Origin of the sequence: Microvirga subterranea, from assembly GCF_003350535.1 — a bacterium.
Classification (GTDB): Bacteria; Pseudomonadota; Alphaproteobacteria; order Rhizobiales; family Beijerinckiaceae; genus Microvirga; species Microvirga subterranea.
On sequence record NZ_QQBB01000021.1, the window covers coordinates 1 to 24,026 of the forward strand.

At 60.5% G+C, this 24,026-nt stretch carries 29 protein-coding genes; 9 read left to right on the forward strand and 20 right to left on the reverse strand.

Annotation, left to right across the window (positions count from 1 at the left end; all coding sequences use genetic code 11):
- Both DES45_RS24025 and DES45_RS24030 read left to right on the forward strand, forming a co-directional pair.
- A partial coding sequence (locus tag DES45_RS24025) for a winged helix-turn-helix domain-containing protein (protein WP_210210250.1) occupies positions 1 to 141 on the forward strand: 141 nt, incomplete at its 5' end.
- Between the two features lie 200 nt (positions 142 to 341).
- Positions 342 to 3,119 (forward strand): heparinase II/III domain-containing protein, encoded by a 2,778-nt coding sequence (locus tag DES45_RS24030; RefSeq protein WP_147282504.1) that lies wholly within the window; start codon positions 342 to 344, stop codon positions 3,117 to 3,119.
- 49 nt (positions 3,120 to 3,168) lie between these two features.
- On the opposite strand, the gene DES45_RS24035 is transcribed toward DES45_RS24030, so the two are convergent.
- The 16 genes from DES45_RS24035 to DES45_RS24110 form a co-directional block, all read right to left on the reverse strand.
- Complete coding sequence (locus DES45_RS24035; RefSeq protein ID WP_114773412.1) at positions 3,169 to 3,618, reverse strand: hypothetical protein; 450 nt, start codon at positions 3,616 to 3,618, stop codon at positions 3,169 to 3,171.
- A gap of 11 nt (positions 3,619 to 3,629) precedes the next feature.
- Positions 3,630 to 3,959, reverse strand: a complete 330-nt coding sequence (locus DES45_RS24040) for a flagellar protein FlgN (protein ID WP_114773414.1) — start codon at positions 3,957 to 3,959, stop codon at positions 3,630 to 3,632.
- An 82-nt stretch (positions 3,960 to 4,041) separates the two neighbouring features.
- The gene (locus DES45_RS24045) at positions 4,042 to 4,539 is read right to left on the reverse strand and encodes a rod-binding protein (protein ID WP_114773416.1); all 498 of its coding nucleotides are present in this window, start codon (positions 4,537 to 4,539) and stop codon (positions 4,042 to 4,044) included.
- Between the two features lie 42 nt (positions 4,540 to 4,581).
- The gene (locus DES45_RS24050; protein ID WP_114773418.1) at positions 4,582 to 4,980 is read right to left on the reverse strand and encodes a hypothetical protein; all 399 of its coding nucleotides are present in this window, start codon (positions 4,978 to 4,980) and stop codon (positions 4,582 to 4,584) included.
- Between the two features lie 6 nt (positions 4,981 to 4,986).
- A complete protein-coding gene (fliR, locus tag DES45_RS24055) occupies positions 4,987 to 5,742 on the reverse strand; it encodes a flagellar biosynthesis protein FliR (protein ID WP_114773420.1) in 756 nt (251 codons plus the stop codon).
- Entirely contained in the window at positions 5,739 to 7,820 is a 2,082-nt protein-coding gene (flhA, locus tag DES45_RS24060) for a flagellar biosynthesis protein FlhA (protein WP_114773422.1), read from the reverse strand. Before flhA ends, fliR begins: the two co-directional genes overlap by 4 nt.
- Before the next feature lie 111 nt (positions 7,821 to 7,931).
- A complete protein-coding gene (gene fliQ, locus DES45_RS24065) occupies positions 7,932 to 8,198 on the reverse strand; it encodes a flagellar biosynthesis protein FliQ (RefSeq protein ID WP_114773424.1) in 267 nt (88 codons plus the stop codon).
- 2 nt (positions 8,199 to 8,200) lie between these two features.
- Positions 8,201 to 8,611, reverse strand: a complete 411-nt coding sequence (flgD, locus tag DES45_RS24070) for a flagellar hook assembly protein FlgD (RefSeq protein WP_114773426.1) — start codon at positions 8,609 to 8,611, stop codon at positions 8,201 to 8,203.
- A 16-nt stretch (positions 8,612 to 8,627) separates the two neighbouring features.
- Entirely contained in the window at positions 8,628 to 9,050 is a 423-nt protein-coding gene (gene flbT / locus DES45_RS24075; RefSeq protein ID WP_425374310.1) for a flagellar biosynthesis repressor FlbT, read from the reverse strand.
- Positions 9,047 to 9,394 (reverse strand): flagellar biosynthesis regulator FlaF, encoded by a 348-nt coding sequence (gene flaF, locus DES45_RS24080; RefSeq protein WP_114773430.1) that lies wholly within the window; start codon positions 9,392 to 9,394, stop codon positions 9,047 to 9,049. Before flaF ends, flbT begins: the two co-directional genes overlap by 4 nt.
- 18 nt (positions 9,395 to 9,412) lie before the next feature.
- Positions 9,413 to 10,456: a flagellar hook-associated family protein gene (locus DES45_RS24085; RefSeq protein ID WP_114773432.1), complete on the reverse strand. Its 1,044-nt coding sequence runs from the start codon at positions 10,454 to 10,456 to the stop codon at positions 9,413 to 9,415.
- Positions 10,457 to 10,460: 4 nt separating this feature from the next.
- Positions 10,461 to 11,924, reverse strand: coding sequence for a flagellar hook-associated protein FlgK (flgK, locus tag DES45_RS24090; RefSeq protein ID WP_114773434.1), 1,464 nt, complete (start codon positions 11,922 to 11,924; stop codon positions 10,461 to 10,463).
- Between the two features lie 34 nt (positions 11,925 to 11,958).
- On the reverse strand, positions 11,959 to 13,191 hold the full coding sequence (locus tag DES45_RS24095) for a flagellar hook protein FlgE (protein WP_114773436.1): 1,233 nt from the start codon (positions 13,189 to 13,191) through the stop codon (positions 11,959 to 11,961).
- A 117-nt stretch (positions 13,192 to 13,308) separates the two neighbouring features.
- A complete protein-coding gene (gene fliI / locus DES45_RS24100; RefSeq protein WP_114773438.1) occupies positions 13,309 to 14,631 on the reverse strand; it encodes a flagellar protein export ATPase FliI in 1,323 nt (440 codons plus the stop codon).
- A gap of 77 nt (positions 14,632 to 14,708) precedes the next feature.
- Positions 14,709 to 15,434, reverse strand: coding sequence for a flagellar basal-body rod protein FlgF (gene flgF / locus DES45_RS24105; RefSeq protein ID WP_114773440.1), 726 nt, complete (start codon positions 15,432 to 15,434; stop codon positions 14,709 to 14,711).
- A gap of 1 nt (position 15,435) precedes the next feature.
- The gene (locus DES45_RS24110; protein WP_114773442.1) at positions 15,436 to 16,218 is read right to left on the reverse strand and encodes a DUF1217 domain-containing protein; all 783 of its coding nucleotides are present in this window, start codon (positions 16,216 to 16,218) and stop codon (positions 15,436 to 15,438) included.
- Positions 16,219 to 16,349: 131 nt separating this feature from the next.
- Between DES45_RS24110 and motA the strand changes: the two genes are divergently transcribed.
- The 7 genes from motA (at position 16,350) to DES45_RS24145 (ending at position 21,591) form a co-directional block, all read left to right on the forward strand.
- Complete coding sequence (gene motA, locus DES45_RS24115) at positions 16,350 to 17,234, forward strand: flagellar motor stator protein MotA (RefSeq protein WP_114773444.1); 885 nt, start codon at positions 16,350 to 16,352, stop codon at positions 17,232 to 17,234.
- A 2-nt stretch (positions 17,235 to 17,236) separates the two neighbouring features.
- Positions 17,237 to 18,166: a flagellar motor switch protein FliM gene (locus DES45_RS24120; protein WP_114773447.1), complete on the forward strand. Its 930-nt coding sequence runs from the start codon at positions 17,237 to 17,239 to the stop codon at positions 18,164 to 18,166.
- Positions 18,147 to 18,458: a hypothetical protein gene (locus DES45_RS24125; protein WP_245571875.1), complete on the forward strand. Its 312-nt coding sequence runs from the start codon at positions 18,147 to 18,149 to the stop codon at positions 18,456 to 18,458. The genes DES45_RS24120 and DES45_RS24125 overlap by 20 nt, the downstream gene beginning before the upstream one ends.
- 215 nt (positions 18,459 to 18,673) lie before the next feature.
- Positions 18,674 to 18,997 (forward strand): flagellar motor switch protein FliN, encoded by a 324-nt coding sequence (fliN, locus tag DES45_RS24130; protein ID WP_114773458.1) that lies wholly within the window; start codon positions 18,674 to 18,676, stop codon positions 18,995 to 18,997.
- A gap of 14 nt (positions 18,998 to 19,011) precedes the next feature.
- Entirely contained in the window at positions 19,012 to 20,046 is a 1,035-nt protein-coding gene (locus DES45_RS24135) for a flagellar motor switch protein FliG (RefSeq protein WP_114773448.1), read from the forward strand.
- Positions 20,047 to 20,059: 13 nt separating this feature from the next.
- Positions 20,060 to 21,124 (forward strand): flagellar biosynthesis protein FlhB, encoded by a 1,065-nt coding sequence (gene flhB, locus DES45_RS24140; protein WP_114773450.1) that lies wholly within the window; start codon positions 20,060 to 20,062, stop codon positions 21,122 to 21,124.
- Positions 21,121 to 21,591: a hypothetical protein gene (locus DES45_RS24145; protein WP_210271923.1), complete on the forward strand. Its 471-nt coding sequence runs from the start codon at positions 21,121 to 21,123 to the stop codon at positions 21,589 to 21,591. Before flhB ends, DES45_RS24145 begins: the two co-directional genes overlap by 4 nt.
- Positions 21,592 to 21,715: 124 nt before the next feature.
- Here DES45_RS24145 and DES45_RS24150 read toward each other — a convergent pair whose 3' ends face one another.
- The 4 genes from DES45_RS24150 to DES45_RS24165 form a co-directional block, all read right to left on the reverse strand.
- Positions 21,716 to 22,417, reverse strand: a complete 702-nt coding sequence (locus DES45_RS24150; protein WP_114773452.1) for a protein phosphatase CheZ — start codon at positions 22,415 to 22,417, stop codon at positions 21,716 to 21,718.
- 16 nt (positions 22,418 to 22,433) lie between these two features.
- Positions 22,434 to 22,820 (reverse strand): response regulator, encoded by a 387-nt coding sequence (locus DES45_RS24155; RefSeq protein ID WP_114773454.1) that lies wholly within the window; start codon positions 22,818 to 22,820, stop codon positions 22,434 to 22,436.
- Between the two features lie 113 nt (positions 22,821 to 22,933).
- Entirely contained in the window at positions 22,934 to 23,596 is a 663-nt protein-coding gene (locus tag DES45_RS24160) for a protein phosphatase CheZ (RefSeq protein WP_114773462.1), read from the reverse strand.
- A gap of 56 nt (positions 23,597 to 23,652) precedes the next feature.
- Positions 23,653 to 24,026: response regulator (locus DES45_RS24165; RefSeq protein ID WP_245571876.1), on the reverse strand; the 374-nt coding region annotated here is incomplete at its 5' end.

Here is a 24,026-nt window from a genome sequence, read left to right on the forward strand (position 1 = left end):
ATCTACGGCATCTACTCCAACGACGTCGAGGAGAGCGTGATCGAGGGCCATGTCAGCAAGCTGCGCAAGAAGCTGCGCGCCCGCCTCGGACACGATCCCATCGAAGCCAAGCGATACATCGGATACACCTTCGTCGGGTGAACCGAAGCAGCGCGAATTTCCGATCCGCCTCTCACGGAGCAGAGTGCAGGCACACGCCGGAGCGCGCCATCGTCGCGCCTCCGGGAGACGATGCGCTCTTGCATCCACCCTTCAAACATGGTTCGGAGACGTTCGACGCGTCCCGGCGGCTCCTGCGTCCGGCCGCCGCTTCCCTCGACCTCCGGAGCGATGCTGCCTTCATGTCAGGCGTGAAACGACTTCTGCCAAGCTCGATCCAGCATGCTGGCGACTCCCTTCCGGGCGCCACGGACGGGCAGCACATCATCGCCACCAAGAATCGCTGGTCTCGCATCGTCCTGAATTATCAGGACGTGAGCCCGGACGTCTGGTGCGAGTTCAGCTTCGAGGTGACGCCTCATGCCGAGGAGGCCGCACGCAACGTCCACAACTTCGCGGCCGTCGGTGTTGCGTTCCTGATGGAGGACGGCTCCAGCATCGACTTCTCTTACGTGCCGGGATTGTCACGCGCCCAGATCGACCCGTTCAACGTCTTCGTGGCAGGACCCGATGCAGCCTCCAAGGCCGGCGGCAAGGGAGCGACGAGCAGATTTCGCTGTACGTTCTTCGTCCCGGCTCCGACGCGTCAAGTGGCGATCAGTGTCCGCGGATGGCGCAACTCTCATCATTTCCATGTCTCGAACCCGACGCTTCGCCAGTTCGTGCAGACGAGCGGCGAGGAAGCGTTCGCTGCCGAAACGCCGGCGGCCCACAGCGACAACGAGCTCCTTGCGACAGCGCGGGTGTCCCGCACCTGGAAAGCGCTCGGCCCCGAGCCGGAATGGATCCGCTACAACATCGTCCCCGGCCGTCCGCTCTTCGTACGCGGACAGATTGTCACAAACGGCGAGAGAAAGGACGGCGCCCTGGCGCGGATCGTCTATCGGGATGAACGAGGGCAGGAGCTTCCCCTGCCCTACGCCGACACGCAAACGGCGCCGCTCATTGGCGCTTTCGTGAACGTCCCGGCCCATATCCAGGCGCGCCGCTTCACGCTGGAACTCACTCCTCCGCCCACCGCTGCGAGCGTCGAGATCGGCTTCCAGGTTCTGCGGGAGGATGCGAGCGTCGAACTGGTCATGCCACTCGAGGTGTCACTGGAGGTCGGACTGCTCCTCGAGAACATCGGCGGAGACGAGCAGGCGGACGGAGTCTCGTTCCTCAAGCACCTCAGCGAGCGCCTGCCGGTTCCCATCCTTGCAGCCGGCCAGGCTGCGCCGGACCGGCTCGCCAACCTCCTCGATCCGCCCGCTCTCGCGGCTCGCCTGAGCATCCATGCCAACCTCCGTTCGCTGCAACGGGGCGAAAGCAGGATGTTTCTTGACGAGGAGTTGCACCTTGCCGGCTGCACGGGATGGCGCCTGCCGGAGGCATCGGACTGGACCGAGGATCCCTTCCGCTCGCTCGCCTGGCGCCACGAGTTCCAGTCGCTCGCGTGGCTTGCCGACATCTCGAAAGGCGATGATCCAGAATCCATCAACCGTTCCGTTGCGCTCGCCCTTGCCTGGTCGCGTACCAATCCATGGGGACAGCCAGCGGACGACCTGAGCCTTCATCCCCTTGCCATGGCCACGCGGACCGAGGCCCTGCTCGACGTCCTTGCTCAGGCGATGGCCGCACGCACAACTCCGGATTCAGCGTCCCTGCTCGAGCTGCTGGGCGAGATCGTGCGGCACGGCTTCGCTCTCGCCGAGATCATCGGTCAAAACGTGTTCAGCCATTCGATCCATCAGCTCCATGTAAGCGGCTCACTGCTGGCGCTTGCCGCGGCTCTGCCGCGGGTCCCGCTCGCGACATACTGGATGTCATTGGCGCTCGCATCTCTCCGACAGGGGTTCGACGAGCTGATCAGCCCCGCGGGTACCTTCTTCGAGCGATCGTTGCACTGTCAGCTGGAGGCCGTCTCGCTCGGCCTCATTCTCGAAGAGGCGCTTGAGCCCATACCGGAGAGCGCTGCACTGCGGGAGCATTTGTCGCCGCGCCTTTCTCGTGCCGTCCTGAACCTCATCAAGATCACGGATCCCGGCGGAATGCTGCCCGGCTTCGGCGATATGCCCGCCGGCATCCATCACGCCTCCTGGCTGCGTCGCCTCATGACGCGCTACGGGCAGGAATGGCTCGGGCACGACGAGATCAAAGCGGAGCTCTCCTATCCGCGTGGGGCGCGCTTCATCCCATTGCCGCGCCAGGGGATCCTGGCTGCGCGTTCGTACGAGCAGGGCAGAGACTGGGCCTATTTCTGTGCATCCCTCTCCGAGCAGCACAATTCGCATGGCCACTTCGATGCAACCTCTTTCGTGTTCTCCAGCGGAGGGGTCCGCTGGATCGTCGATTCAGGCGGATCGACCCAGCATGAGATCGGCGCGGCCCGAAACTATCTGATGTCCTCGCGCGCACACAACGTCGCGGTTCCCGACGGCCGTGAGCAGGGCGCGGGCACGAGCTGGCTGCATTCCGAGCAGTCCATCGACGACGTCCGGATCTGCGAGGTCCGGAGCAATGTCTATGGCCCCGACTACGTGCACCGTCGCTTCTATGTGATGACGGACGACCTTACCGCTTTGGCCGTTCTCGACGATTTCCGGTCGGCGCAGGGTACAGTCACATTCGAAGGATTATTGCACTTCGATCCGAAGACGATCGTATCGCTCGCGCCACAACTTCAAGCCGTGGCGTTCCAAAGACAGAAGCGCCTCTATCTCACCCCGTATTCCATTGTCGGGACCTTGAATGGAATCGAGATCGTTCAAGGATTGAGCGAACCTCCATCCTCCCTGCAAGGCTTCGTCGCAGGAGCATCCGCTAGACTTGAGGCGGCGAACGTCCTTTGCTACCGGTTTTCCGGCACGCACCGCGTTTCTGGCGGCATGATCCTCGCATCCGGCAAGCGCGGCATGAAGGCCGTCAGCCAGGCCCTGGTCGACGAGCGCTTCCAGTCGCTCGCGCGGGGCCCCACGTAGAAGGAACCGTTGCGGAGCGCTCCTCGCTCAGCCCGCGCTCCGCGGACCATCAGGATCGGACGTCGCTTTTGTTGACGAAGTTGAAGTTCTCGATCAGCACATCCTTAACGATGTCTGCGCCCATGCGCTCGTTGACGCTACGCCGTACATTGGCAAGTAGGCCGTTGACGTCGTATTTCGACAACCGACGGAAATCGAGCGTCTCGTCCGCGTAGATCTGGCGGAATGCCTCGTCGACGATGAAGGTCTGCGGCGACACCGTCAGCGTACGCAAGGTCTTCGCGTCAGCCGTGAACACGAGGGTCGCGACGATGTATCCCTGCACGGCTCCTTCCGCGATGACAGGGACGTTGATTGGGCGGACCTTCTGGTACTCCAGCCCCTCAAGGTAGTCCTCGCCCTTCTTCTTCTGCATGCCGGTGTCCCAGTAGACCGCCGCGTAGCAGGACAGAAGCGTGATCGCGCAAATCCAGAAGCCGGTGACCAAGATCCTCGCCATCTCATGTCACTCTAGTAGTGTCCGACCGCCGAATAGGTGCCATCCGACTCGGAGCTTTGGATGGCCTTGGATACGATGTCCGCCACTTCCTGGACGGCGCGAAGGTTCATCTCCAGCACGGAGTTGTTGGTCTCGAGCTTATCCCGAAGCGACTGCAGCCGCTCCGCGAGCTCGGGCGTGACCGCTTCCTTCCGCAGGCCGCGTGCGAGACGGCTCAGTTCCAGAAGGCTCTGGCTCTTGCGTCGGTTGAATTCCTGCTGATCGACGAACGAATGGGCAAGGAGCGCCGCAGTCTCGGCGTCGATCGTTTCCTCAAGGCGCTCGATGGAGTTGATGATCATCGTTAAAGATCCCCTTGCTACAGTCCCGTCGCAATCCCCGCCAGACCCTCTCAGGTCCGATCGGGCGCGACACGCAAATCGTTTACAGTTGTGACGTCACACCCGCCGTTTCGTCGGCAGCCTCATCTCGCTCGGAGCGCTCCGCATTCGATCTGGATGCGAGCACATGCGCCGCAATACCGATTCCGCCGGCCTTTGCGAGCTGGCCGGCCATCTGCTCGGCCATCATCGATTTCCAGATGTTGCCCGCCGTTCCCTTACCGAACACGCTGTCGGCGTTCTTCGGCATCATTGACTCGACGAATGTCTGAAGAACAAAGGCTTCGAACTGCTGATACGTGTCGTCCTTCTTGTCGGCCGACAGGGTTGTCCGATTCTGAAGGGCAGTCACCACGGTGTGGGGGTCCGTCGGAATGCGCGTCGTCGGGCGGCTGCCGATCGTGTTAAACACGTTCGCGAATTCTGTCGCCCCCGTAGGGGCGGATAGCTCGGAAAGCCGTTTCGCGGCCGCCTGATACTTGGCGGGATCGGCAGCCTTGGCCACATCGAGCACGATATCTGAGGGCAAGCTGATTGCCATGAGGTCCTCTTGCAGTCTCCCTCGCGTTCTAGCGCGCCTAGCTTACGGGAGGCTTGCGTCTGTCTTCGTGGCGAGACTGTCGAGGAGCGCGAGATAGTCCTTTTTCTCGACGGCTCTGCGATATTCGACCGAGAGGGTCTCGACCATCCGCTCCGTTCGCTTGACCTGCATGGCGTGGTCCAGCGCCGCCTTCTTCTGCTCGGCCTCGGCCACTTTTACCCGCCCCTCCTCCGCAGCCAGCGTCTGGAGCCTACGCGACCTTGCCTCGACGAAGAGTCCATGCAGCAACTGATCATCGTTGAGGGTGGCGATGAGCGCGTGCTGCGTATTCTGCAGTTCGGCGACCTGACGCTGCAGGCTGGCGAGCTTCCATTCCGCAATCTGATGGAGCTGCTCCTGCACCTTCAGCAGGCGCTTCGTCTTTTGAAGTCTTTTGTCCATGCGTATCTAGCCCCTGCTCAGCCACGACACGAATCCTGCCATGAACAGGAGCATGAACTCGTTGAGAAGAAAGTATAGAATGAAGAAACCTCCGACGAGGATGAAGGGCGTCGCCAGGAAGTAGACGGGAATGGTCGGCGTCAATTTGTTCGTGATGCCGACTGCGAGGTTCACGATGACCGAATAGGCAATGAAGGGACTGCTGATGCGCAGAGCGAGAACGAAGGCTGCGGTGATCTGGTCTGCAAGCTGAACCAGCGCAAACTGTGCGCCGAATGCATCCCCCGGAGGCAGGCGGGAATAGGAAGCAATCAGTCCACGAAACAGCTCCCAGTGCAGATCGGACAGGAAGATGAGCGCAGTCGCCACCATCATGATCAATGAGCCGAGTGCCGACATCGGCTCGGTCTCCTCGATCGGCGTACCGGGAATGGCCCCGAAGCCGATTGCCATGGTGATGGCCGTCGTCATCGTCTGAAGAGCGAGGAAGAAGATGCGTCCGAGAAGCCCGATCAGGAAACCGGTCAGCGTTTCGGAAAAGATCCACCACAACGTCGTGACGGGGAGCTGATCCTTGAGGATCGCCTGGAATCTCCCGATGAGCATCGGGGAAAGTGCCAGCGAAACCGCCAGGGCGATGAACAGCCTGATCTGCGGAGGTATGCGCACGCTCGAGAACCCGGGAACGACGAGCAGGCAGCCGCCGACCCGGCAAAAGATCAGAAACACCGCCAGGAACGTCTCGGGTGTTGCGGCGATCATGAGATCGTCCCGAGCGACCTGATCTCCACCCCTCTGGCGATCTCCAGGTGCGACAGCACCGGCAGGGTGGGGAACAGGCGCTCGATGATCATCCTGACATAGGGTCGCGCGTCGGGCGCCGTGACGATGGCGAAGCTGTGTGCCTCCTTCAGCTTCTGCTTGATGGCCTCCGTCGCCTCTGTTCCGAACTGCTCGACGAGGCGCGGATCGATGTCGAACTCGATCACGTCGCCCTTCTGGTCCCGGCGAAGGCTCTGATGAAAGACCAGATCCCAACGGTTTCCGAGCCGGAGCACGTTGAGGGCGCCGCCCTCGGCAAGATCGCCGCAGATCTGTTGCGAGATGCGCATGCGCACATGCTCGACCAGTTGCTCGGTCCGACGGGCATGAGGCGCGATCTCGGCGATCGCCTCCAGGATCAGGTGCAGATTCCGGATCGATACACGCTCGGCCAGGAGGAGCTTCAGCACGGCCTGGAGGCCGGAGTATGAGATCTGCGACGGACAGATATCATCGATCAGCCGCTTGTACTCTGGGTCGAGCCTGTCGAAGAGGGTCCGCATGTCCTTGTAGGACAGGAGCTGAGGGAGGTTGTTCCGGATGACCTCGCTCAAGTGCGTAAGAAGGACGGAATTGCTGTCGACAGGACTGAAGCCCTCTCGCTTGACCTCCGCCGCGTAGGCATCGGAGATCCACATGGCCCGCATGCCGAAGGCCGGCTCCCGGACCTCATCCCCCGGCACGTCGGGGGTTGGACCATCGCCGAGGACGACCAGGAGCTCACCCGGGCGGGTCTCCTGCGTGGCGATGACGGACCCGTGGATCTTGACCTGATAGCTTTTTGGAGGAAGCGAAAGGCTGTCCGACAGTTTGATGTCCGGCACCACGAAGCCATATTGCTGCGCGAACTTCCGCCTCATCTTGTTGACGCGGTGGGCGATCTCTCCGTGCTTGCTCAGCAACTGCACCGACAGGTGCTTGCCGAGGCAGAGTTCGATCTCGGCAGTCTTCAACGATTCCTTGACGGAGTCCTTCGTCTCGACGCGGCTCTGCTCCTCGACGGCTGCCGCCTTGGCCTTGGCGGCGGCCTGCTGCTCGGCAAGCCGCTTCGGAATCGTATAGGCGACGAATCCCAGCAGGACGCCGAGCGCTGCGAAGGGGATCAAGGGCATCCCGGGCACGATTGCGAAGAGGAACATCAAGGCGGCGGAGACGATCAACGCACGCGGATAGGCGCCGAGCTGGCCCATGACGGCCTGTTCGGCAGTCCCTCGGGTGCCCCCTTTCGAGACGAGAAGGCCCGCCGCCAGCGAGACGATGAGCGCCGGGATCTGCGACACGAGGCCGTCGCCCACAGAGAGCTTCGTGAACACGTCGGCAGCCTTGGAGAGCGGCATGCCATGGCGCGTCACGCCGATGATGATGCCGCCGAAGATGTTGACCGCAATGGTGATCAGGCTCGCGACCGCCTCGCCTCGGACGAACTTAGACGCGCCGTCCATGGAGCCGAAGAAGGCGCTTTCTTCCTCGAGCTCACGTCGGCGTTGCTGCGCCTCCTTGTCGTCGATCAGCCCGGCATTCAGGTCGGCATCGATAGCCATCTGCTTGCCCGGAATGGCATCGAGCGTAAAGCGTGCGCCAACTTCCGCGATGCGGGTGGCACCCTTCGTGATGACGAGGAAGTTGACCGTGATGAGAATGATGAAGACGACGATACCGATGACGAAATCGCCGCTCATCACGAATTGGGAGAAGCCGTTGATCACATGTCCGGCGGCGGACACGCCGTGGTGGCCGTTGGACAGGATCATGCGCGTCGTCGCGATTCCCAGCGCGAGGCGAAGCATCGTGACGATCAGAAGGACCGTCGGGAAAGCGGAGAATTCGAGAGGCTTCTGGATCCAGAGCGCCACCATCAGGATGAGAACCGAAACCGCGATCGACAAAGCGAGCCCCATGTCGATGAGAACGGGCGGGATCGGCAGGAAGAGAATTGCAAGAATGCAGACGATACCGCCCGCAAAAGCCAGGTCCCTGCTCTTGGCACGTTCCAGCGTTATAACGTCGGCTGTCGCCATGTCGGCTCGAATCCATCTTCCGGTTATCGTTGGCCGGAAAGTTCGAGCATCAAGCTTGCGCGAGGGTCCCCTACCGCCCGTGCACCCTCATATCCGCAAGAGGAGGGGCGATCAGAAGCCCGTCGTAATGCGACCGTACACCTGCTCAGTGAAGGCGAAAATCTGAGATCCGACGAAGGAGCCTGTGAGCAACGTCACAAGGAGGATGACGATGATCTTGGGAATGAAGGTCAAGGTCACTTCCTGAATCTGGGTCAAAGCCTGGATCAGGGCGACGATGATGCCGACCGCCATCGCGGCGGCGACGGCCGGCCCTGCACCGATCAGAATCGTCCAGATCGCCGTCCGGACCAGTTCGAGCGCATCGACCTCGTTCATGGTCAGCTGATCACGATACCGGGGCCGAGAAGAAGTTCGCTCCCGTCGGCGAGCTTTGCCAACGCCCCGTCGCTCGTGATGCGGACCGAGGCGACCTGCCCCGAAATCTGCCCGTCGGCGGATGTCACTGTCCGGCCGATTACGCTGTCGGCCTGCGACAGGGCCGAAGACGACAGGAGGGCGTCCAGCTTGGAATTGCCGATCATGCTCTGCTCTACCTGCGAGAAAGTCGCGAGCTGCGCCATGTAGTCGGTCGACTTCATTGGCTCGGTCGGATCCTGGTTCTTCATCTGCTGCAGGAGCAGCTTCAGGAAATTGTTGTAGTTGAGTGTTGCGGCCGACGACTTTGATGTCGAAGTCGTCGTGGACGAACGCTGCGTCGCGTTCGCGGTCATCACACTGTTGACGTCCATTGTCGTATCCCTGACCTTATGCTGCCTGGGTCGGAGCCGTCTTGGCACCGCCCTGAATGATGGCAGCCTCTACGGGGAAGAGGCTTCGGATGACCTTGAGTGCATCGAACGGACGACCTGCGCCAACCAGATCCGCGACGTTCCGGAGGCCGTTGACGACCTCCTCATTCGAGAATGCCGCGACCGTGGCCGCATGAAGGTCCCGAAACACTCCCAGAGCCCTATCGGCACTGGCAGGATCGATCAACACGGCCTGCACGACAAAGTAGAGCTGGCGGAGCGGTGTCGTCGCGTCCTCGACCTGCAGAACATGGTTCTCCAGCAGGAACGTGGCATCGTTGAGGAGCTCGATCGTTACCTTGCGATCCGCGCGAAGAACGGCGCCGTTGATAAAGATCCGCTCACCCGCACGCAGAGAAAGATGCATCGACCTGCTCATCTCAAACCGTCACGGATCATGGTGTTGATATCGATCAGAGCTGTGAAGTTCTCCGACCGCCCTTGGTGAATGAGGTCGGTTTCCTTCATGATCCAGAGCCCGATCGAGACGAGCTCTGCCCGGAGAGCGTCCGGTAAACCATTGTCGGCACTCAGCAGGTCATCGATCAGAATGCCCCAGAGGCGTTGCACGAAGGAAACTGCCTCTCTGCCCGCCAGGGATTTCGAGCCCTTGGAGGCTGCCTCCCTTAGCAGGTCTATCGCGCGATCGAACGCGAGCTTCTCCCGCTCACGGCACTCACCGGAAGAATCTTCAAGGATCTCAGCATAAGAAAAACGGTACATTGCGCACCCTGAACTGGATTAGATGTAGTTGAGAAGGCTCAGTTGCCGAAGTTGCGACGTCAATGAATAGGACATCTGGATTTGCGTCGTCAGAGAATCGACGCGTGTCTTTGCTTCCGCGGGATCAACTCCCTCGAGATTGCCGACACCTTCGTTAAGATAAGCTTGTTGAAGGCCCATCCTTTCATTCGCGTCGGAAATTCTTTTCTCGACCATTCCGAGATTCGCCTGGATCTGGACAATCTCCGTCGACGCCGCTCCGACAGTCTCGACAAGCTTGTCGATGACGACCTGCCGGGTCGTCTCAGGAAGATCGGCGATCGCAAGCTCCGAGGCCATCGTGTAAGCCATAGCGAGCTTGCGGAAGGCGGCCTCGTTCGCATTGGTCGAGGTCTCCATCTTCTCGACGGGCGATATGCGGCTCTCGATGTTCTGGCTTTGGGCGGAAGACCAGTTTGCCGACCAATTCGCCTCGTCGAACAGGGGAGTGAATGCAGTGTCGAGGAACGTGCTCATCTGCGAAGCAGTGATCCCCTTGGCGGACGCTGAACTCTGCGCAAAGCCGAAGAACGAGGCGAACCTTGTGTCGATGGCGACCTTTCCGGCCGACGTGGCGGTGAACTCGGCTAGCGGCTTCTGCTTCGTGTCGGTCCCCGCGAAGATGTATTGCCCGTTCGCCACCTGGTTCATCTCGGCAATCAGGCTTTTCAGGTTGGCCTGAGCCGTTTGCTGAATAATCGCCGGCCCGGTCGGGCTTGAAGGAACCGACAGCACCGTGTTCAGGAACGCGTCCGCCATCTCACGAACATTGTCGAGCGACGACTTGGTGACGCTGAGACGGATCGACGTCAGTGCATTTGCGTCCGTGAGGGCGGAAAGGTCGGCATGCTCCTGCCTGAGCGTGATGCTCTGGCTGACACGGTGCCCAAGCTGCAGGCCGACATCGGCGTAGCGGCCGGTCGTGATCTCTGTATTTGCCTTGGCAAGCTCTGCCTGCAGTTTCGCGGCATTCGTTCTGGGTGAGTTGAGAAGGCTCAGGGTCGAGACGAAGGTCGTTCTCATGATCTTAGTTCACCGCGTTCAACAGTGTACGGAGCATCTCGTCGATGACCGAGAGGAGCTTTGCCGAGGCCGAGTACGACTTCTCGACCTGAAGCATCAGTGCCGTTTCGTCGTCCATATTCACGCCGGTCGCATTGGATAAGGCCTCCGATGCGTGGCCCAGGAGCGTCACCCGATAGTCGACTTCGGCCGAAGCCGTCTTGCGTCCGGATTCGAGCCATGCAGCCGAGAACGTCGAGAAGGCCTGAAGACTGGCGGGAGCGCCGTGCCCCAAAGCCGGATCGAAGGTCCGATCCGCATTCATACCTGTGGCAATCGCATTGAGGCGCTCGGCGAACGCAGCATTCCCGCCGATACCGCCGGGATTATAAGTATATGTCAGACCGTCCCTGAGCGCTTCGACGGCCCCGCCTTTGGAGGGATCGATTCCCGGGTTCGTTGTGATCCGTCCGGCCAAACCGACCAGGCCTGCACCCGATGGCATAGCTGGGGCGCCCGATCCACTATAGGTCAGAAGGCCCGCGACCTTCGGACCGACCGGCGGCGTTGCCGACGGATCTGCCTCACCGAATGCGTCGATGAGGGTCGCTGCGATGGCATCCAGCTGCCCCTGATAGGTGACGGTGATGTCGTCGCGCACAGCGACGAGGCCGACAAGCCTTCCGGCATGAATCGGCATTGGCCCTTGGCCGGTGATCTGAACGCCATCCACGTAGACGGCCGATCCCACAGTACCAGGGGCGAAAGCCGATGTCGGGTTGAACGTAACAGACCGTGGCGTCTTCTCGAACAGCGTCACGCCGCTGTCCGTATAGATGGCCATGTCGTTGTTCTCACGGGTCGAGACCGTGATTCCCATCTCCTCGGAGAGCTGCGCCAGGATCTTGTCTCGGGCATCGAGGGCATCGCTGATGTCGATCCCGGCTGCCGAGCCCTGAATGACTGCCTTGTTTGCCGTTTCGAACTGGCCGAGAAGATCGTTCACGCGCCCGACCGACTCAGCGATCTTGGTATCGGCCTCCTTGCGCGCGCTCTGGACAGTCTTTGTCGCCTCGTTGAGCATCGTCGCGAGCTCACCGGCGCGATCGACGACAGCGCGGCCGAGATTTGCATCATCGGGCTTGTTCGCATATTGCGCGAGTGCGGAATTGAGGGCGCCGATCTTTGCAGCCGCGGATTGGTTGAGCGACGTGTCGCCGACCGTATTCTTCAGCTTATCATACCCTTCCAGAACGGCCTGCTGGGCGGCCGCATTGGAGGTGGTCGACAGCATCTTGAAGAACAGGGCCGTGTCGCTAGAACGGCGAACAGAGATCCTGACGCCTCCGTCGGCCGTTACCAGGGAGGCGATCTTCCGGGAGTATGTCGCGTCCGTTGCACCTGCGTTGTTGCGCGAGATGACGGACATCTGCGTGGATGAGGCCTGCAGCGACGAGCGGGCGGTATTGAGCGCGAGCGATAAGCCCATAGCGTCTTACTCCAACGAATTTTCGGCTTCAGGCTCAGCGCTTCAGGCTCATGAGGACGTCGAGAAGCTCGGATCCGGTCTGGAAAACCTTGGAGTTCGCAGTGTAGCCCGTCTGCGCCTCGATCATGGCCGTCAACTCAGTGCCGATGTCGACATTCGACTGCTCGAGAGCACCGACGGAAATCGATCCGAGCCCGCCCTGTTGCGGGAAGCCGACCTGGATGCTGCCCGACTCGATGCTGGCCTCGTAGACGTTGCCTGCGCGCGCAGTGAGGTTATCCGGGCTTGGCACGTTCGCCAGCGGGATCTTGTAGGCGGCAATCCGCGTTCCGTCTTCATAGACCGCGAAAACCGTTCCGTCCGCACCGAACTCCGCTCCCTTGACCGCCGTAGGCGCATTGCCGTTCGAAACGCCTGTAACCTGATAGTCACCCGCGAGATGGGTCATGCCGGTCATGTCGAGCGTGAACGACTGGCCGTTGGGGATGGGCACGGTTGCCGAGCGCACAGGCCCCGACAGCTGCCCGGTCCCGTCAAAGGTCAGTGTCGTCGGCGTAGCAAGGGGCGATGCCGGAAACGCGGCCGGGTTCGAGGCGTCATAAATGGCGACCTCCCAGGTATTACCGGTAGCCTTGGTGAGGTAGATATCGAGCTTCACCTCGTTACCGACATTGTCGTAGGTCACGAGCGACGATTTCTTGGTGAAGGTCGATCCCGTCGGCGGACGATCAGCGGGCAAGACGGGATCCGCTCCATAGGGAAGGTTGCCAGTGAACACGCCGCTCGTGGAGGGGCGCGCCTGCATCGCCATCGAGTTGATGTTGATCGGCTGCAATCCCGTCAGGCTATTGAGCGCCACGCTAGGGTCGCCGCCGGCGAGGCTGTAGCCCATGAGCTGGAAACCAGCCGCGTTAACCAGGTTTCCGGTCGGACCGTCGACCACGAAGTTGCCGGCGCGGGTGAGATAAGGAGTTCCCGTCTTGTCGGACACGACGAAGAAGCCGTTCCCCGAGATGGCAAGGTCGCTGCCCGACGTGGTGTAGGTGATGGGTCCCTGATCTCCAATCGAATATCGGACCGTGGTCGTCACCGCACCGGAATTGTAGGCGCCCTTGCCGGACGACAGGATCAGAGACGAGAACTCCGTCGAAGCCCGCTTATAGCCGGTCGTGCTCGCATTCTGGATGTTCTCTGCAACAGTGCCCAGCTTGTTGGATTGGGCGTTCATTCCAGAGACGCCGGTACGGAGAACGCCATAGAGACTCATGCTGGGCTCCAAAAATATTGTCGTGTTTACAGTAAAAGCGCTTTGGCTTGTGCGAGGCTGGCTTTAGCGGAAGGCATCCGGCGCGATGGTCTGCTTGCGGATCCTCTGCCGCAGTCATCATCCCCTTAGAAGCTGCGCGAGTTCGGAGAAGGCGTCTGTACTGACAGGCATCGGAGGATCCTGCCGCAAAGCTTCGTAGATCTTGGGAACGATGACGACCGCCTGATCAAGCTCCTGGTCAGTGCCCGGGTGGTAGCCACCCATGAGGCGAAGATCGCGCGTATCCTCGAACCGTGCGATCAAGGTTCGCAATCTCCTCACCAGTTCCTTCTGTTCAGACGTCCACACTTGGTCGGCAAGGCGCGAGATCGAACCCAAGACGTTAATGGCGGGGTAGCGCCCCTGGTCGGCGATGGCGCGATCGAGGACGATGTGGCCATCCAGCGTGCCACGAATGCTGTCCGCAACCGGATCGTTGTGATCGTCGCCGTCGATCAGGACCGAGAACACGCCCGTGATCGATCCCTTTCCTTCCGCGCCCGGACCAGCCCTCTCAAGCAGGCGGGGCAGGTCACTGAAGACGCTGGGTGTGTAGCCGCGCGCCACCGCCGGCTCGCCGGCCGCCAGAGCGACGTCGCGTGCTGCATGGGCAAAGCGCGTGACGGAGTCGACGATAAGAAAGACGGAGTCGCCTTGGTCCCGAAAGTATTCTGCAATCGAAAGCGCCGTCCGTGGAGCCTGCCGGCGCATCATCGGGCTTTCGTCGCCGGTCGAGACGACGATGACGGAGCGCGCCCTATTCGGCTCGATCGGCCCCTCGAGAAACTCCCGAACCTCACGTCCGCGCTCTCCGACGAGCGCCACCACGATGGTGTCGAAACCTTCGCATCGCGCGAGCATCGACAGCAAGGTAGACTTGCCGACACCGGAACCCGCGAAGATGCCGATTCTCTGTCCTTCGCAGATCGGTGTGAACAGATCGACCGCTCTGACACCCGTTTTGAGCGGCTTGTTGACCCTCGCCCGGGTCATCGCATTCGGCGGCTGAGCGTCGAATGGCACAGCCCTCGCTCCCGGCAGGAGCGGCCCAAGATCGTCGACAGGCTCACCCAGGGCATTGATGACCCGGCCGCGCCAGCTTGCATCAGGGTTGAGCCCCATGTCGCTCATGACGTAGGAGCGCATCCCAAGCGCGGCTTCGACGCGGCCGTCGAATGGCTTGATGGTGACGCCATTCTCGTCGATCCGGACGACCTCTCCGGCATGGCGCCTGCCGTTGGCATCGAACCCGACCCTATCCCCGAGCTTTACGAACTCGGACAGGCCCGCTGCGCGGTAGAAGCTGGGCGTGACCTCGCGGACCACGCCGCTCACCCGGACCTTCGGCAACGATTGAAGACCGCTTAAGACAGTCTCTTCCAGTTGTTTCAGTGCGCCCACGATTTCATGACCCTATTGCAGAACCCCTAGGAGCATCAGGATTGTCGGCGGAGTGATGCCGCAGGCCAAATGCAGCCCTACGATCCAGGTCCGAGGGTGCGGATGGCGCTCATCAGCGAAGATTCGGTCTCAGAGATGGTCGATGCCGCGCTCTCGAACGTGCGGGAGATCATGATCATCTTTGTCATCTCGATGACCGGATTGACGTTCGCACCCTCGGCATAGCCTTGTTGTACGCTGATTGACGTGAAGTCCTGCACAGCCGCTGCCGGGCGGCTCGGCATAAATCCAGAGTTCGCGAAGCGCGTCATCTTGCTGCGTGGGTCAATGCGGAAGAGACCAAGAGCACCGACCTGATTGCCCCCCTGAGAGATCATTCCGTCGCGCCCGATCGTCGGGGTACCAGCCTGCGGATCAAGGGCGATCGGCGCACCTCCCATATCCAGGACCGGGTGGCCGTCCATCGTCTGGAGCTCGCCCGCTTCCGTCATCTTCATGCGGCCGTCGCGCGTGTAGACGGTGCCGGAAGGCGTGTTCATAGCGAGCCAGGCATCACCCTGGATCGCGACGTCGAGCGGGTTGTCCGTCTTGCTGACTGGCCCGGCGCGCTGCGATACGAAGGACTCGCCCGGTGACGAGAATGCAACCGGTCCTGCCCCCGCCTGAGACAGAATGGTCTCGAACTTCACCTCCTCAGCACGGTATCCGCCGGTATTGAGATTGGCGACATTCTGCGCGACCGTGTTCATCCGTCGCTCAAGTGCGACCTGCGCCGAAAGCGCAACGTAAAGCGCAGATTGCATCTCAGAAGCCCCCGCGCTTGATGTTCTGAAGGCTGATCACAGAATCCATGTCCAAACCAGATGCTGACGACGCCCCCGTGAAGAGAGTAAGGACGGGGGATGTCGCCTGATTGTTTTTCGCATCCCACATGATGGCAAAGCGTTTGAGGAACCGCTCCACTTCCTTGGGGTTCTTCAAGCTGTCGAGATCGAGACGCTTCTTGATCATCGCTGCTTGGGCATCGATGCTGCCCGTTCCGACTTCCTTTGGAATATTGAATGCGGTCTGGACGACTTCGAGGAGTGCCGGATCGGCCAGGATCTCGAACGCGTTCTTGATCTCGGGGGCCTTGCGCGCGAAGTAGAGAGCGAGCCGAACGCCTTGGTCGTCTTCACCGGCCGAAAGCTCGAGCTTCTGGCGAATGTGCTTGTCGACCGTGCCTTGCTTTGCCGCCTCGAACGTCGTCGCCAGTTCCCCGTAGCGGGCGAAGTTGAAGGCCGTCGCAAATTCCTTGTAGCGCTTGTCGGTCAGCCTGTTCGCGAAGCTCTTGGTATCGTCGACGCCCTCGGTCAGGACTTTTCGCATGAAGGCCTTTGCGTAGGTCATGTCCTCGAGGCCAAAGGCCTTCATGGCATAGCTGTAAAGCCTGTAGTCGCCGAGAAAGTCGTCGATCGACTTCGCCTTCCCGATGTTCTCGAGATAGTACTTGGTCTCTCGCGCTGTCACCGGACTGGATGCGGTTCGATCCAGCGATTTCTGCAGATCCCTGGTGATGAGCTGGTAACTGGTATATGTCGTCAGCATGGGCACTACCTCGATCCTGCCACCCTAGGCACCCTAGCTTGTCCCAGCCTGACCAGATCGCGTTCCAGCCTCGCGCAAGCCTCTGAACCTATCTTTCCGGCATCAGGAAATTGCTGAGAGAGGCCAGACCGTTGGGCGTCATCATTGGCTTAGTCATTGCGATCGGGTCCCTTTTCGGCGGGTTTGCCGCCATGGGCGGCCACCTTGCCGTCATCTGGCAGCCCTGGGAGTTCGTCATCATCGGCGGCATTGCGGTTGGCACGTACATCATCGCCAATCCCATGCCGGTAGTGAAGGACACCGGGCGGGCAACCGTCGAGGCACTGAAGGGCGCGACCCCGAAGCGCGCCGACTACCTTGCTCTTCTCGGCTTGCTTTACGCTCTCCTGCGCGAGCTGCGCGCCAAGCCGCGCAACGAGGTGGAAGCCCATATCGACGATCCTCAGGGTTCCGAGATCTTCAGCAACTTTCCCAGCATCCAGAAGAACCCGGAATTGACTCTCTTCATCTGCGACTACGTGCGCCTCATCATCATCGGTAATGCCCGCCCTCACGAGATCGAGGCGCTGATGGACGAGGAGATCGCAACATTGAAGCGCGACAAGGCGAAGCCGTATACAACTCTGACCATGGTATCCGAGGCCCTGCCGGCGCTCGGCATCGTCGCGGCCGTCCTTGGAATCGTGAAAGCGATGGGCGCTCTCGATCAGTCGCCCCAGCTCCTCGGCAGCTTCATCGGAGCGGCGCTCGTCGGAACCTTTGCTGGCATCTTCATGTCCTATGCCATCCTGGCGCCGCTGGCCACGAAGGTTAAGACCACGCGCGAGAAGCAGTGCCGCGTCTATGTCATCGTCAAGCAGTCGCTGCTCGCCTTCATGAACGGCGCCCTCCCCCAGATCGCCGTCGAGCATGGCCGCAAGGCCATCTCGTCTTCGGACCGTCCGACTATCGACGAGGTCGAGGCCGCCACCATTCCGGGCGGTGCACGGGGTGACGCGCAGAAAGAGGCCGCCTGATCATGGCCACGACCCAGAACGCCAACGATATCCGCGATCGGCTTCTCGACGCGGCGGGCCTGTCGCTCGACAGGCTCCCCATGCTGCATGTGATCTTCGATCGCATGACCACGTTCTGCGCGGATCATCTTCGACACCTCGCCGCCTCCCCGATGTACTACTCGCTCAGCGAGATCGAGAGTGGGCGGATCGGGGACATTCTCGAGATGTACGAGGCCAATGCCATCGCGGGCGTCTTCCACGCTCCCGAATGGGACAGCCACGTGCTTGTCGGCTTCGACCGCGACTTCATCTTCACCATGGTCGAAGTCCTCCTGGGCTCGGACGGGTCGGAACCCCCGGTCGACGAGGAGCGCGGATTCTCGAACATCGAGCTCCGTCTTGCGCAAGCCATCTTCGAGCAGGTCGGCAAAGCCCTCCAGGCCTCCTTCGCTCTCGTGGCGGATACACCCTTCAAGTTCGAGCGCCTCGAGACCCGCATGGACTTCGCGGTCATCGGCCGCCGCAACAACCAATCGGTCGTCGCCAAGTTCCTCCTTCAGTCGCTGAACCGGGGCGGCGAGATGTTCGTAATCATTCCGCAATCGGTCCTCAACCCAATGCGGCAGACCCTGGCACGCGTCCTGTCAGGCGACTCCTCGACTCGTGATCCTCGCTGGGCGAAGCAGATTGCGACCGAGGTTCAGAAGACCGAAGTGACGCTGAAGGCGGTCCTGGAAGAGCGGCATCTCTCCCTCGGTGAAATCGCCGATCTCAAGGTGGGGCAAGTCCTTGAGCTTCAGGCGACGCCGCGCAGCCGCGTCAAGCTGGAGGGCAATGACCAGGGCCTCTTCTGGTGCCACGTCGGAAAGGCCGAAGGGTCTTACGTTCTGCGCGTCGACGAGTTCATCAATCAGGAGCAGGAGTTCATCGATGATGTCCTCTCTCGTTAATCTGGTTCTTTTCGCCGCCCTGGTGATCACCAGCCTCTGCGTCCTCGCCATGTACAGGAAGCTGAAGCGCTTCGACGCCTCTCAAGCCGAGTACAAGCGTCTGTTCCAGGAAGCATCCGTTGCTCTCGGCACGGCGGGCGACGCGGTGCGCGCCTTCGGCACCGAAGGCAAAGAGGTGGCCGACGCGCTCGGAGCGCGGATTGACGAGGCCCGAGAGGTCTTGGCCCAGCTGGCGGTGGCGACCCAGTCCGCCCGCCACCTGCAGGGTACCTCGGCGTCGAAGACATTATGAGACTCTCTACCGCCTAAGTCGCGCCTCGATCTTCGCAATCAGAATCAACAAAGCCTAAGCACTTCACCTTTCGCCATGAGCGCCTACGACAGTTCATCGGCCAGAACGCAACCAGAACCCAACAGGAGTGATCTCCCATGAACGACAGGTCCCGCCTGGGCCAAGGCGATCAGCCGCAGGATGAAACCACCCGGCACAACGACGCACTTTTCTCGATGGCCGACGCCAGTCTCAGCGGTGCGCAGGGCTCTCGCGACGAGAAGCTCGGCAGCGGCCGGAACCTCGACTCGATCCTTCGGATTCCGGTTCTCATCCAGGTCGTCCTCGGATCGGCCACGATGCCTGTCGCAAACCTGATGAAGCTCGGGCGCGGCGCGATCGTCCCTCTCGACCATCGCGTCGGTGAGCCGGTCGATGTGGTGGTCAACGGGCGCGTGATCGCGCGCGGTGAGGTTGTCGTGGTCGAAGACGACAATTCACGTTTCGGCGTGTCCCTTACCGAGATCGTCGGACCTCCCGCTTCTGACAGCAACGCATAAACGGACTTTCGGCAATGGCTGTGCGTTCCCCAGTAAAGGCAAACCAAGGCCCCCGCCCTCTCAAAGGGCCGGAACGGGTTGCGACGCTCCTGTTCGCAATGGGTAAGCCAGCCGCCAGCCGGTTGCTCAAGCATTTCAGCACCGACGAGATCAAGCTGATCACCCGATCGGCTGCAGAGCTCGGTCCGGTCTCTCCAACCCAGATCGAAACGCTGATCGAAGAGTTCTCGGCGCAATTTTCCAACGGCGCGAGTCTCTTCGGCACGGCGGCCGAGGTCGAGAAGCTTCTCAGTGGCGTTCTCCCGCCGGAGCAGATCGCCGAACTCATGTCAGACGTGCTCGGGAACTCGAACAAGTCGATATGGGACCGTGTTTCGACAGTGTCGGAAAGCGCCCTCGCGACCTATCTGATGAAGGAGCATCCGCAGACAGCTGCCCTGATCCTCTCGAAGGTGAAGCCGGCCTGCGCCGCGAAGGTCATGGGCCACCTGCCGCCGCCGCTGCGCAATGGCCTGATGCGGCGGATGCTGACATTCAAGCCGATCGTCGACGAGACGATGCGGATCATCGAGCAGACGCTGCACGAAGATTTCATGATCAACTTCTCCCGGAACATGGGTGCCGATACCCATGCCAAGATGGCGGACATCATCAACAAGATGGAACGCGATCACATGGAAGAAGTGCTTCAAAGCCTGACTGAAGTTCGTCCCAAATCGGCCGAGATCCTCAAAGGGCTTCTCTTCACCTTCGACGATATCGTGGGACTTACGCCCCGCGCCCGTACCGCTCTCTTCGATCAGATCCCGAATGATCGGGTCGTGCTGGCCCTCAAGGGCACTGACGAGGCATTCCGCAACATCATTCTCAGTTCGCTGGCTTCACGCGTCCGCCGCATGGTCGAGCACGAGCTGAACAGCAAGGAGCCTGCATCCCAGCGCGATGTGCTCGAAGCCCGTCGAGCCATAACGGACCTTGCTCTCGAAATGGCCGGTCGCGGGGAGATCGAACTGAACTCCCAGGACGATGGCGACACGTACATCCGATAGGCCGTAGTGCGTCATGTCTGACGATACGGATAAGGAAAGTAAAACCGAAGCCGCAACAGATAAGAAGATCCGGGACGCTATAGAGAAAGGCAATGTTCCTGTCTCGAGAGAGGCGCCGATCTTCGCGTCGTTCATCGCAATGCTGGTCATCCTGGTGTTCGTGGCTAAGCAGCGCGTCTCGCTTCTTGCCGAGAAGCTCGCTCTGTTCATCGATAATCCTAAGAGCTTCTCCCTCGCGACGGGAACCGACGCAGCATTCCTGATCCAGACGGTAGCTATCGAGGCCGCGTACTTTATTCTTCCGATGGTCATCATTCTGATGATCGCCGGCTTGTCGGCTTCGCTCCTTCAGAATGTTCCCCAAGTCGTCGGCGAGAGACTTCGTCCGCAGTGGTCTCGCATTTCGCCAATGTCTGGGTGGAGCCGCATCTTCGGTCGAGCGGGCCAGGTGGAATTTCTGAAATCCGTTTTTAAATTCTTCACAATTGGCATTGTTTCTATTCTTCTCTTGCAATCAGAGCAGTACAAGGTCGTGAACGCCATGTTCAGTGATCCGAGCCTCGTCCCGGAATTGATCCTGACGATGGCGATTCGGCTTGTTTCCGCCGTGAGCATCGCGACCATCGTTCTTGTCGCTGCCGACCTTCTGTGGTCGCGCTTCCGCTGGCATCGGGATCTGCGCATGTCGCGGCAAGAGGTCAAAGACGAATTCAAGCAGGCCGAAGGCGACCCACTCGTCAAGGCGCGTCTTCGTTCTCTGGCGCAGGATCGGTCCCGCAGGAGAATGCTCGCCGCCGTTCCTCGCGCAACCGTGGTTATCGCGAACCCGACTCACTATGCGATCGCTCTGCGCTACAATCGAGAGGAGACGACTGCCCCTCTCGTCTTGGCGAAGGGGCTTGACCTTGTCGCGATCCGTATTCGCGAAACCGCCGAGAAACATGGAATTCCCGTCGTCGAAGACAAGGCTCTCGCAAGATCCATGTACGACAGTGTTGAGGTGGATCGAATGATTCCCCCGGACTTCTATCGAGCCGTCGCTCAAATCCTATTCTTCATTTTCACGAGGTCGAAGTGACCGAAGAGCAAGAGCACCAGTCACGTCCATCAAGCGCGCAAAGCGAACTCTGGCCTTATGAGAAGGCGCTTGCTCATTGCATCAAGGATTTCGTGGCGGAGCTATGCTTGACCGACGCGAGCATCATCATTGCTTATATATGCAACGAACTTCATGCCAATATCGACGACCTGATCGAATCATCAACCGAGTTGCACTTCAAGGAAGGAGTGCTCAGCTATGGGCATTGCGCAGACGTCAAGTTCGAGTGGGGCAAGTCGCCTGCAGTCGTTCTCGACATGGAATTCGTTCATCAGTCGGTGACGGTGTTCTTCAAGCTTGTTCTGCACGGGTTTTATGTCGGCGTCTCCATTCAGCGTATTCTGCTCAGCAACAAGTCAGGCGATCCTGAGCTAGACCTCCAGACGTTTGAGCGAGTCTTGAACGACGCGAGACGCCCGCCCTTAGGGACAAGCGTGACCCCGTGAACACCATTTGAGCGTAAGGCTACGACCTCGTTCCGCGTTTGAATTTTCAGGATATTTTTGAAGCCCAAAGATCGAAGAGCATCAGCAACTGATGCTCTTCCTTTCATTTGAGAGTGGCGACATTTCACCCGAACAGAGCGTCGATGTCATCCTGAGATGTGCATCCGCCCTCGGTCGCCAGAGCAGGTCCGTTCAGAAGAGCCTTGTCCCCGGTGCGACGGTGATCCTCGATGGTCTCAACCTCCTTGAAGCTCTCGAGCCCGCCCCAGATTTCGATCATCTGGCTGACGCGCTCTTCGACGAAGCGCATAGCGCCGACCACTTTGCCGATCCGCTGCCCGGTAATGTCCTGGAAGTTACACGCCTCGAAGATGCTGATGACCTGATCGGCGATCTCGCGGGCGATCTCCTTATCGTCACCGGTCACCCGGGCGGCGAGATTTGCTGCGAGTTCGTCGACCTTCTCGGCCGCCGCGAGGATCGAGTTTGTGGCGGACTCGGTCCCGAGAACGATTGCTCCAAGCTCGTCCGTGACGCGGGCCATCTCGCGACCCTGCGCACCGGCATAATGAAGCGTGGCGATTTCCTGCTTCGTTCGTTGGATCGCTTCGGATATCGAATCCAGCTCCACCTTCAGCCTCATCGCCTCCTGGAGATCACGCCTGTGCTCTTCGAGGATCGTGTGGGAGACTTTGTGGGCGGGCTCCATGATCTCACGGAGGGACGCAAAGGCCTCCATGATCTCGGCATGGCGCTGTGTGGCTGATGGATCGCCCGCCATGTCGGACTGATGGGATTCTATCCGGTAGTTCTTCCGAGGGGTCATGGGAGAAGCCCGTGTTCTATTCGCCGCCGAGGACGGCGGCGATCTTGGCCTGAAGCGTCTGCGCGTTGAACGGCTTGACGATGTAGTTGTTCACCCCCGCCTTCTTGGCCGCGATCACGTTCTCGGTCTTCGCCTCCGCCGTCACCATGATGAACGGCAGCGAGCTCAGCGCCTCGTCTGCCCGCACGTGCTGCAGAAGCTCGTAGCCGGTCATCGGCTCCATGTTCCAGTCCGAGATCACCAGCCCGTACTTCTTCTCCTTCAGCTTGGCCAGCGCCGCCGTGCCGTCGGAGGCGTCGTCCACGTCCTTGAAGCCGATCTGCTTGAGCAGGTTGCGCAGGATCCGGATCATCGTCTGATAATCGTCAACGACAAGTACCGGTATGGAAAGATCAAGATTCATGATTGTTACCCCGATTCAATATGAGATGGTTGTGATGTGCCGGTGTTCTGTGACCCAGGAGCATGTGCGTCTCGGCTCTCAAGGCCCGCGACCCGGCTGCGACAATGGATGATCTATTTGAAGAATGCGTCGATATCGTCCTGTGATCGGCTATCGCCGTCGGCGGCGAGGCCCGGTCCGTTGAGCAGTGCACGGTCTCCCTCCCGATCCGGATCGGGAGACCTTGGAACGTCCTTGAACCGCTCCTGTCCGCCCCAGATTTCGATCATCTGGCTGACGCGCTCTTCGACGAAGCGCATGGCGCCGACCACCTTGCTGATCCGCTGCCCGGTAATGTCCTGGAAGTTGCACGCCTCGAAGATTGCTACGGTGCGCTCGCCGATCCTGCGCGCCATATCGCCCTCCTCTCCCGAGAGCCGCGCTGCAAGATTGCCCGCTAGGTCATCGACTGCCTCGGCGGCCTCCAAAATCGAATGGGTCGCCGTCTCGGTTCCAAAGACGACTGCCCCAAGTTCGTCGGTGACGCGAGCCATTTCCCGCCCCTGTGCGCCCGCGTAGTGAAGCGTGGCGATCTCCTGCTTCGTCCGCTGAATCGCCTCGGCGATGATCTGGAGTTCGAGCTTAAGGCGCTGCACCTCCAGAAGGTCATGCTGACGCTCCTCCAGCACCATTTGAGAGGCCTCCAGAGCAGGCTGCACGTGCTGGCGCAGAGACGTGATCGCCTCCATGATTTCCTCGTGGCGCTGTGCCTGAACGGTCTCGGATGGCAGTTCCATCTCGGTTGCTCCACGGCCGTAATGGTTGAACGCACCCATCTGTTGTTCCGCCTTGTCTATTCGCCGCCGAGGACGGCGGCGATCTTGGCCTGGAGCGTCTGCGCGTTGAACGGCTTGACGATGTAGTTGTTCACCCCCGCCTTCTTGGCCGCGATCACGTTCTCAGTCTTCGCCTCCGCCGTCACCATGATGAACGGCAGCGAGTTCAGCGCCTCGTCTGCCCGCACGTGCTGCAGAAGCTCGTAGCCGGTCATCGGCTCCATGTTCCAGTCCGAGATCACCAGCCCGTACTTCTTCTCCTTCAGCTTGGCCAGCGCCGCCGTGCCGTCGGAGGCGTCGTCCACGTCCTTGAAGCCGATCTGCTTGAGCAGGTTGCGCAGGATCCGGATCATCGTCTGATAATCGTCAACGACAAGTACCGGTATGGAGA

Coding starts and splice junctions, on each gene's coding strand:
- flgK (WP_114773434.1), bottom strand. CDS start 11,924: ATGGGCTTATCGCTCGCGCTCAATACCGCCCGCTCGTCGCTGCAGGCC.
- DES45_RS24160 (WP_114773462.1), bottom strand. CDS start 23,596: ATGGAACTGCCATCCGAGACCGTTCAGGCACAGCGCCACGAGGAAATC.
- fliR (WP_114773420.1), bottom strand. CDS start 5,742: ATGATCGCCGCAACACCCGAGACGTTCCTGGCGGTGTTTCTGATCTTT.
- flhB (WP_114773450.1), top strand. CDS start 20,060: ATGTCTGACGATACGGATAAGGAAAGTAAAACCGAAGCCGCAACAGAT.
- DES45_RS24050 (WP_114773418.1), bottom strand. CDS start 4,980: ATGGACAAAAGACTTCAAAAGACGAAGCGCCTGCTGAAGGTGCAGGAG.
- DES45_RS24135 (WP_114773448.1), top strand. CDS start 19,012: ATGGCTGTGCGTTCCCCAGTAAAGGCAAACCAAGGCCCCCGCCCTCTC.
- flgD (WP_114773426.1), bottom strand. CDS start 8,611: ATGGACGTCAACAGTGTGATGACCGCGAACGCGACGCAGCGTTCGTCC.
- flaF (WP_114773430.1), bottom strand. CDS start 9,394: ATGTACCGTTTTTCTTATGCTGAGATCCTTGAAGATTCTTCCGGTGAG.
- DES45_RS24040 (WP_114773414.1), bottom strand. CDS start 3,959: ATGATCATCAACTCCATCGAGCGCCTTGAGGAAACGATCGACGCCGAG.
- fliN (WP_114773458.1), top strand. CDS start 18,674: ATGGCCGACGCCAGTCTCAGCGGTGCGCAGGGCTCTCGCGACGAGAAG.
- DES45_RS24155 (WP_114773454.1), bottom strand. CDS start 22,820: ATGAATCTTGATCTTTCCATACCGGTACTTGTCGTTGACGATTATCAG.
- DES45_RS24125 (WP_245571875.1), top strand. CDS start 18,147: ATGATGTCCTCTCTCGTTAATCTGGTTCTTTTCGCCGCCCTGGTGATC.
- DES45_RS24120 (WP_114773447.1), top strand. CDS start 17,237: ATGGCCACGACCCAGAACGCCAACGATATCCGCGATCGGCTTCTCGAC.
- DES45_RS24085 (WP_114773432.1), bottom strand. CDS start 10,456: ATGAGAACGACCTTCGTCTCGACCCTGAGCCTTCTCAACTCACCCAGA.
- flgF (WP_114773440.1), bottom strand. CDS start 15,434: ATGCAATCTGCGCTTTACGTTGCGCTTTCGGCGCAGGTCGCACTTGAG.
- fliQ (WP_114773424.1), bottom strand. CDS start 8,198: ATGAACGAGGTCGATGCGCTCGAACTGGTCCGGACGGCGATCTGGACG.
- DES45_RS24095 (WP_114773436.1), bottom strand. CDS start 13,191: ATGAGTCTCTATGGCGTTCTCCGTACCGGCGTCTCTGGAATGAACGCC.
- DES45_RS24030 (WP_147282504.1), top strand. CDS start 342: ATGTCAGGCGTGAAACGACTTCTGCCAAGCTCGATCCAGCATGCTGGC.
- flhA (WP_114773422.1), bottom strand. CDS start 7,820: ATGGCGACAGCCGACGTTATAACGCTGGAACGTGCCAAGAGCAGGGAC.
- DES45_RS24110 (WP_114773442.1), bottom strand. CDS start 16,218: ATGCTGACGACATATACCAGTTACCAGCTCATCACCAGGGATCTGCAG.
- DES45_RS24035 (WP_114773412.1), bottom strand. CDS start 3,618: ATGGCGAGGATCTTGGTCACCGGCTTCTGGATTTGCGCGATCACGCTT.
- DES45_RS24045 (WP_114773416.1), bottom strand. CDS start 4,539: ATGGCAATCAGCTTGCCCTCAGATATCGTGCTCGATGTGGCCAAGGCT.
- DES45_RS24150 (WP_114773452.1), bottom strand. CDS start 22,417: ATGACCCCTCGGAAGAACTACCGGATAGAATCCCATCAGTCCGACATG.
- flbT (WP_425374310.1), bottom strand. CDS start 9,050: ATGAGCAGGTCGATGCATCTTTCTCTGCGTGCGGGTGAGCGGATCTTT.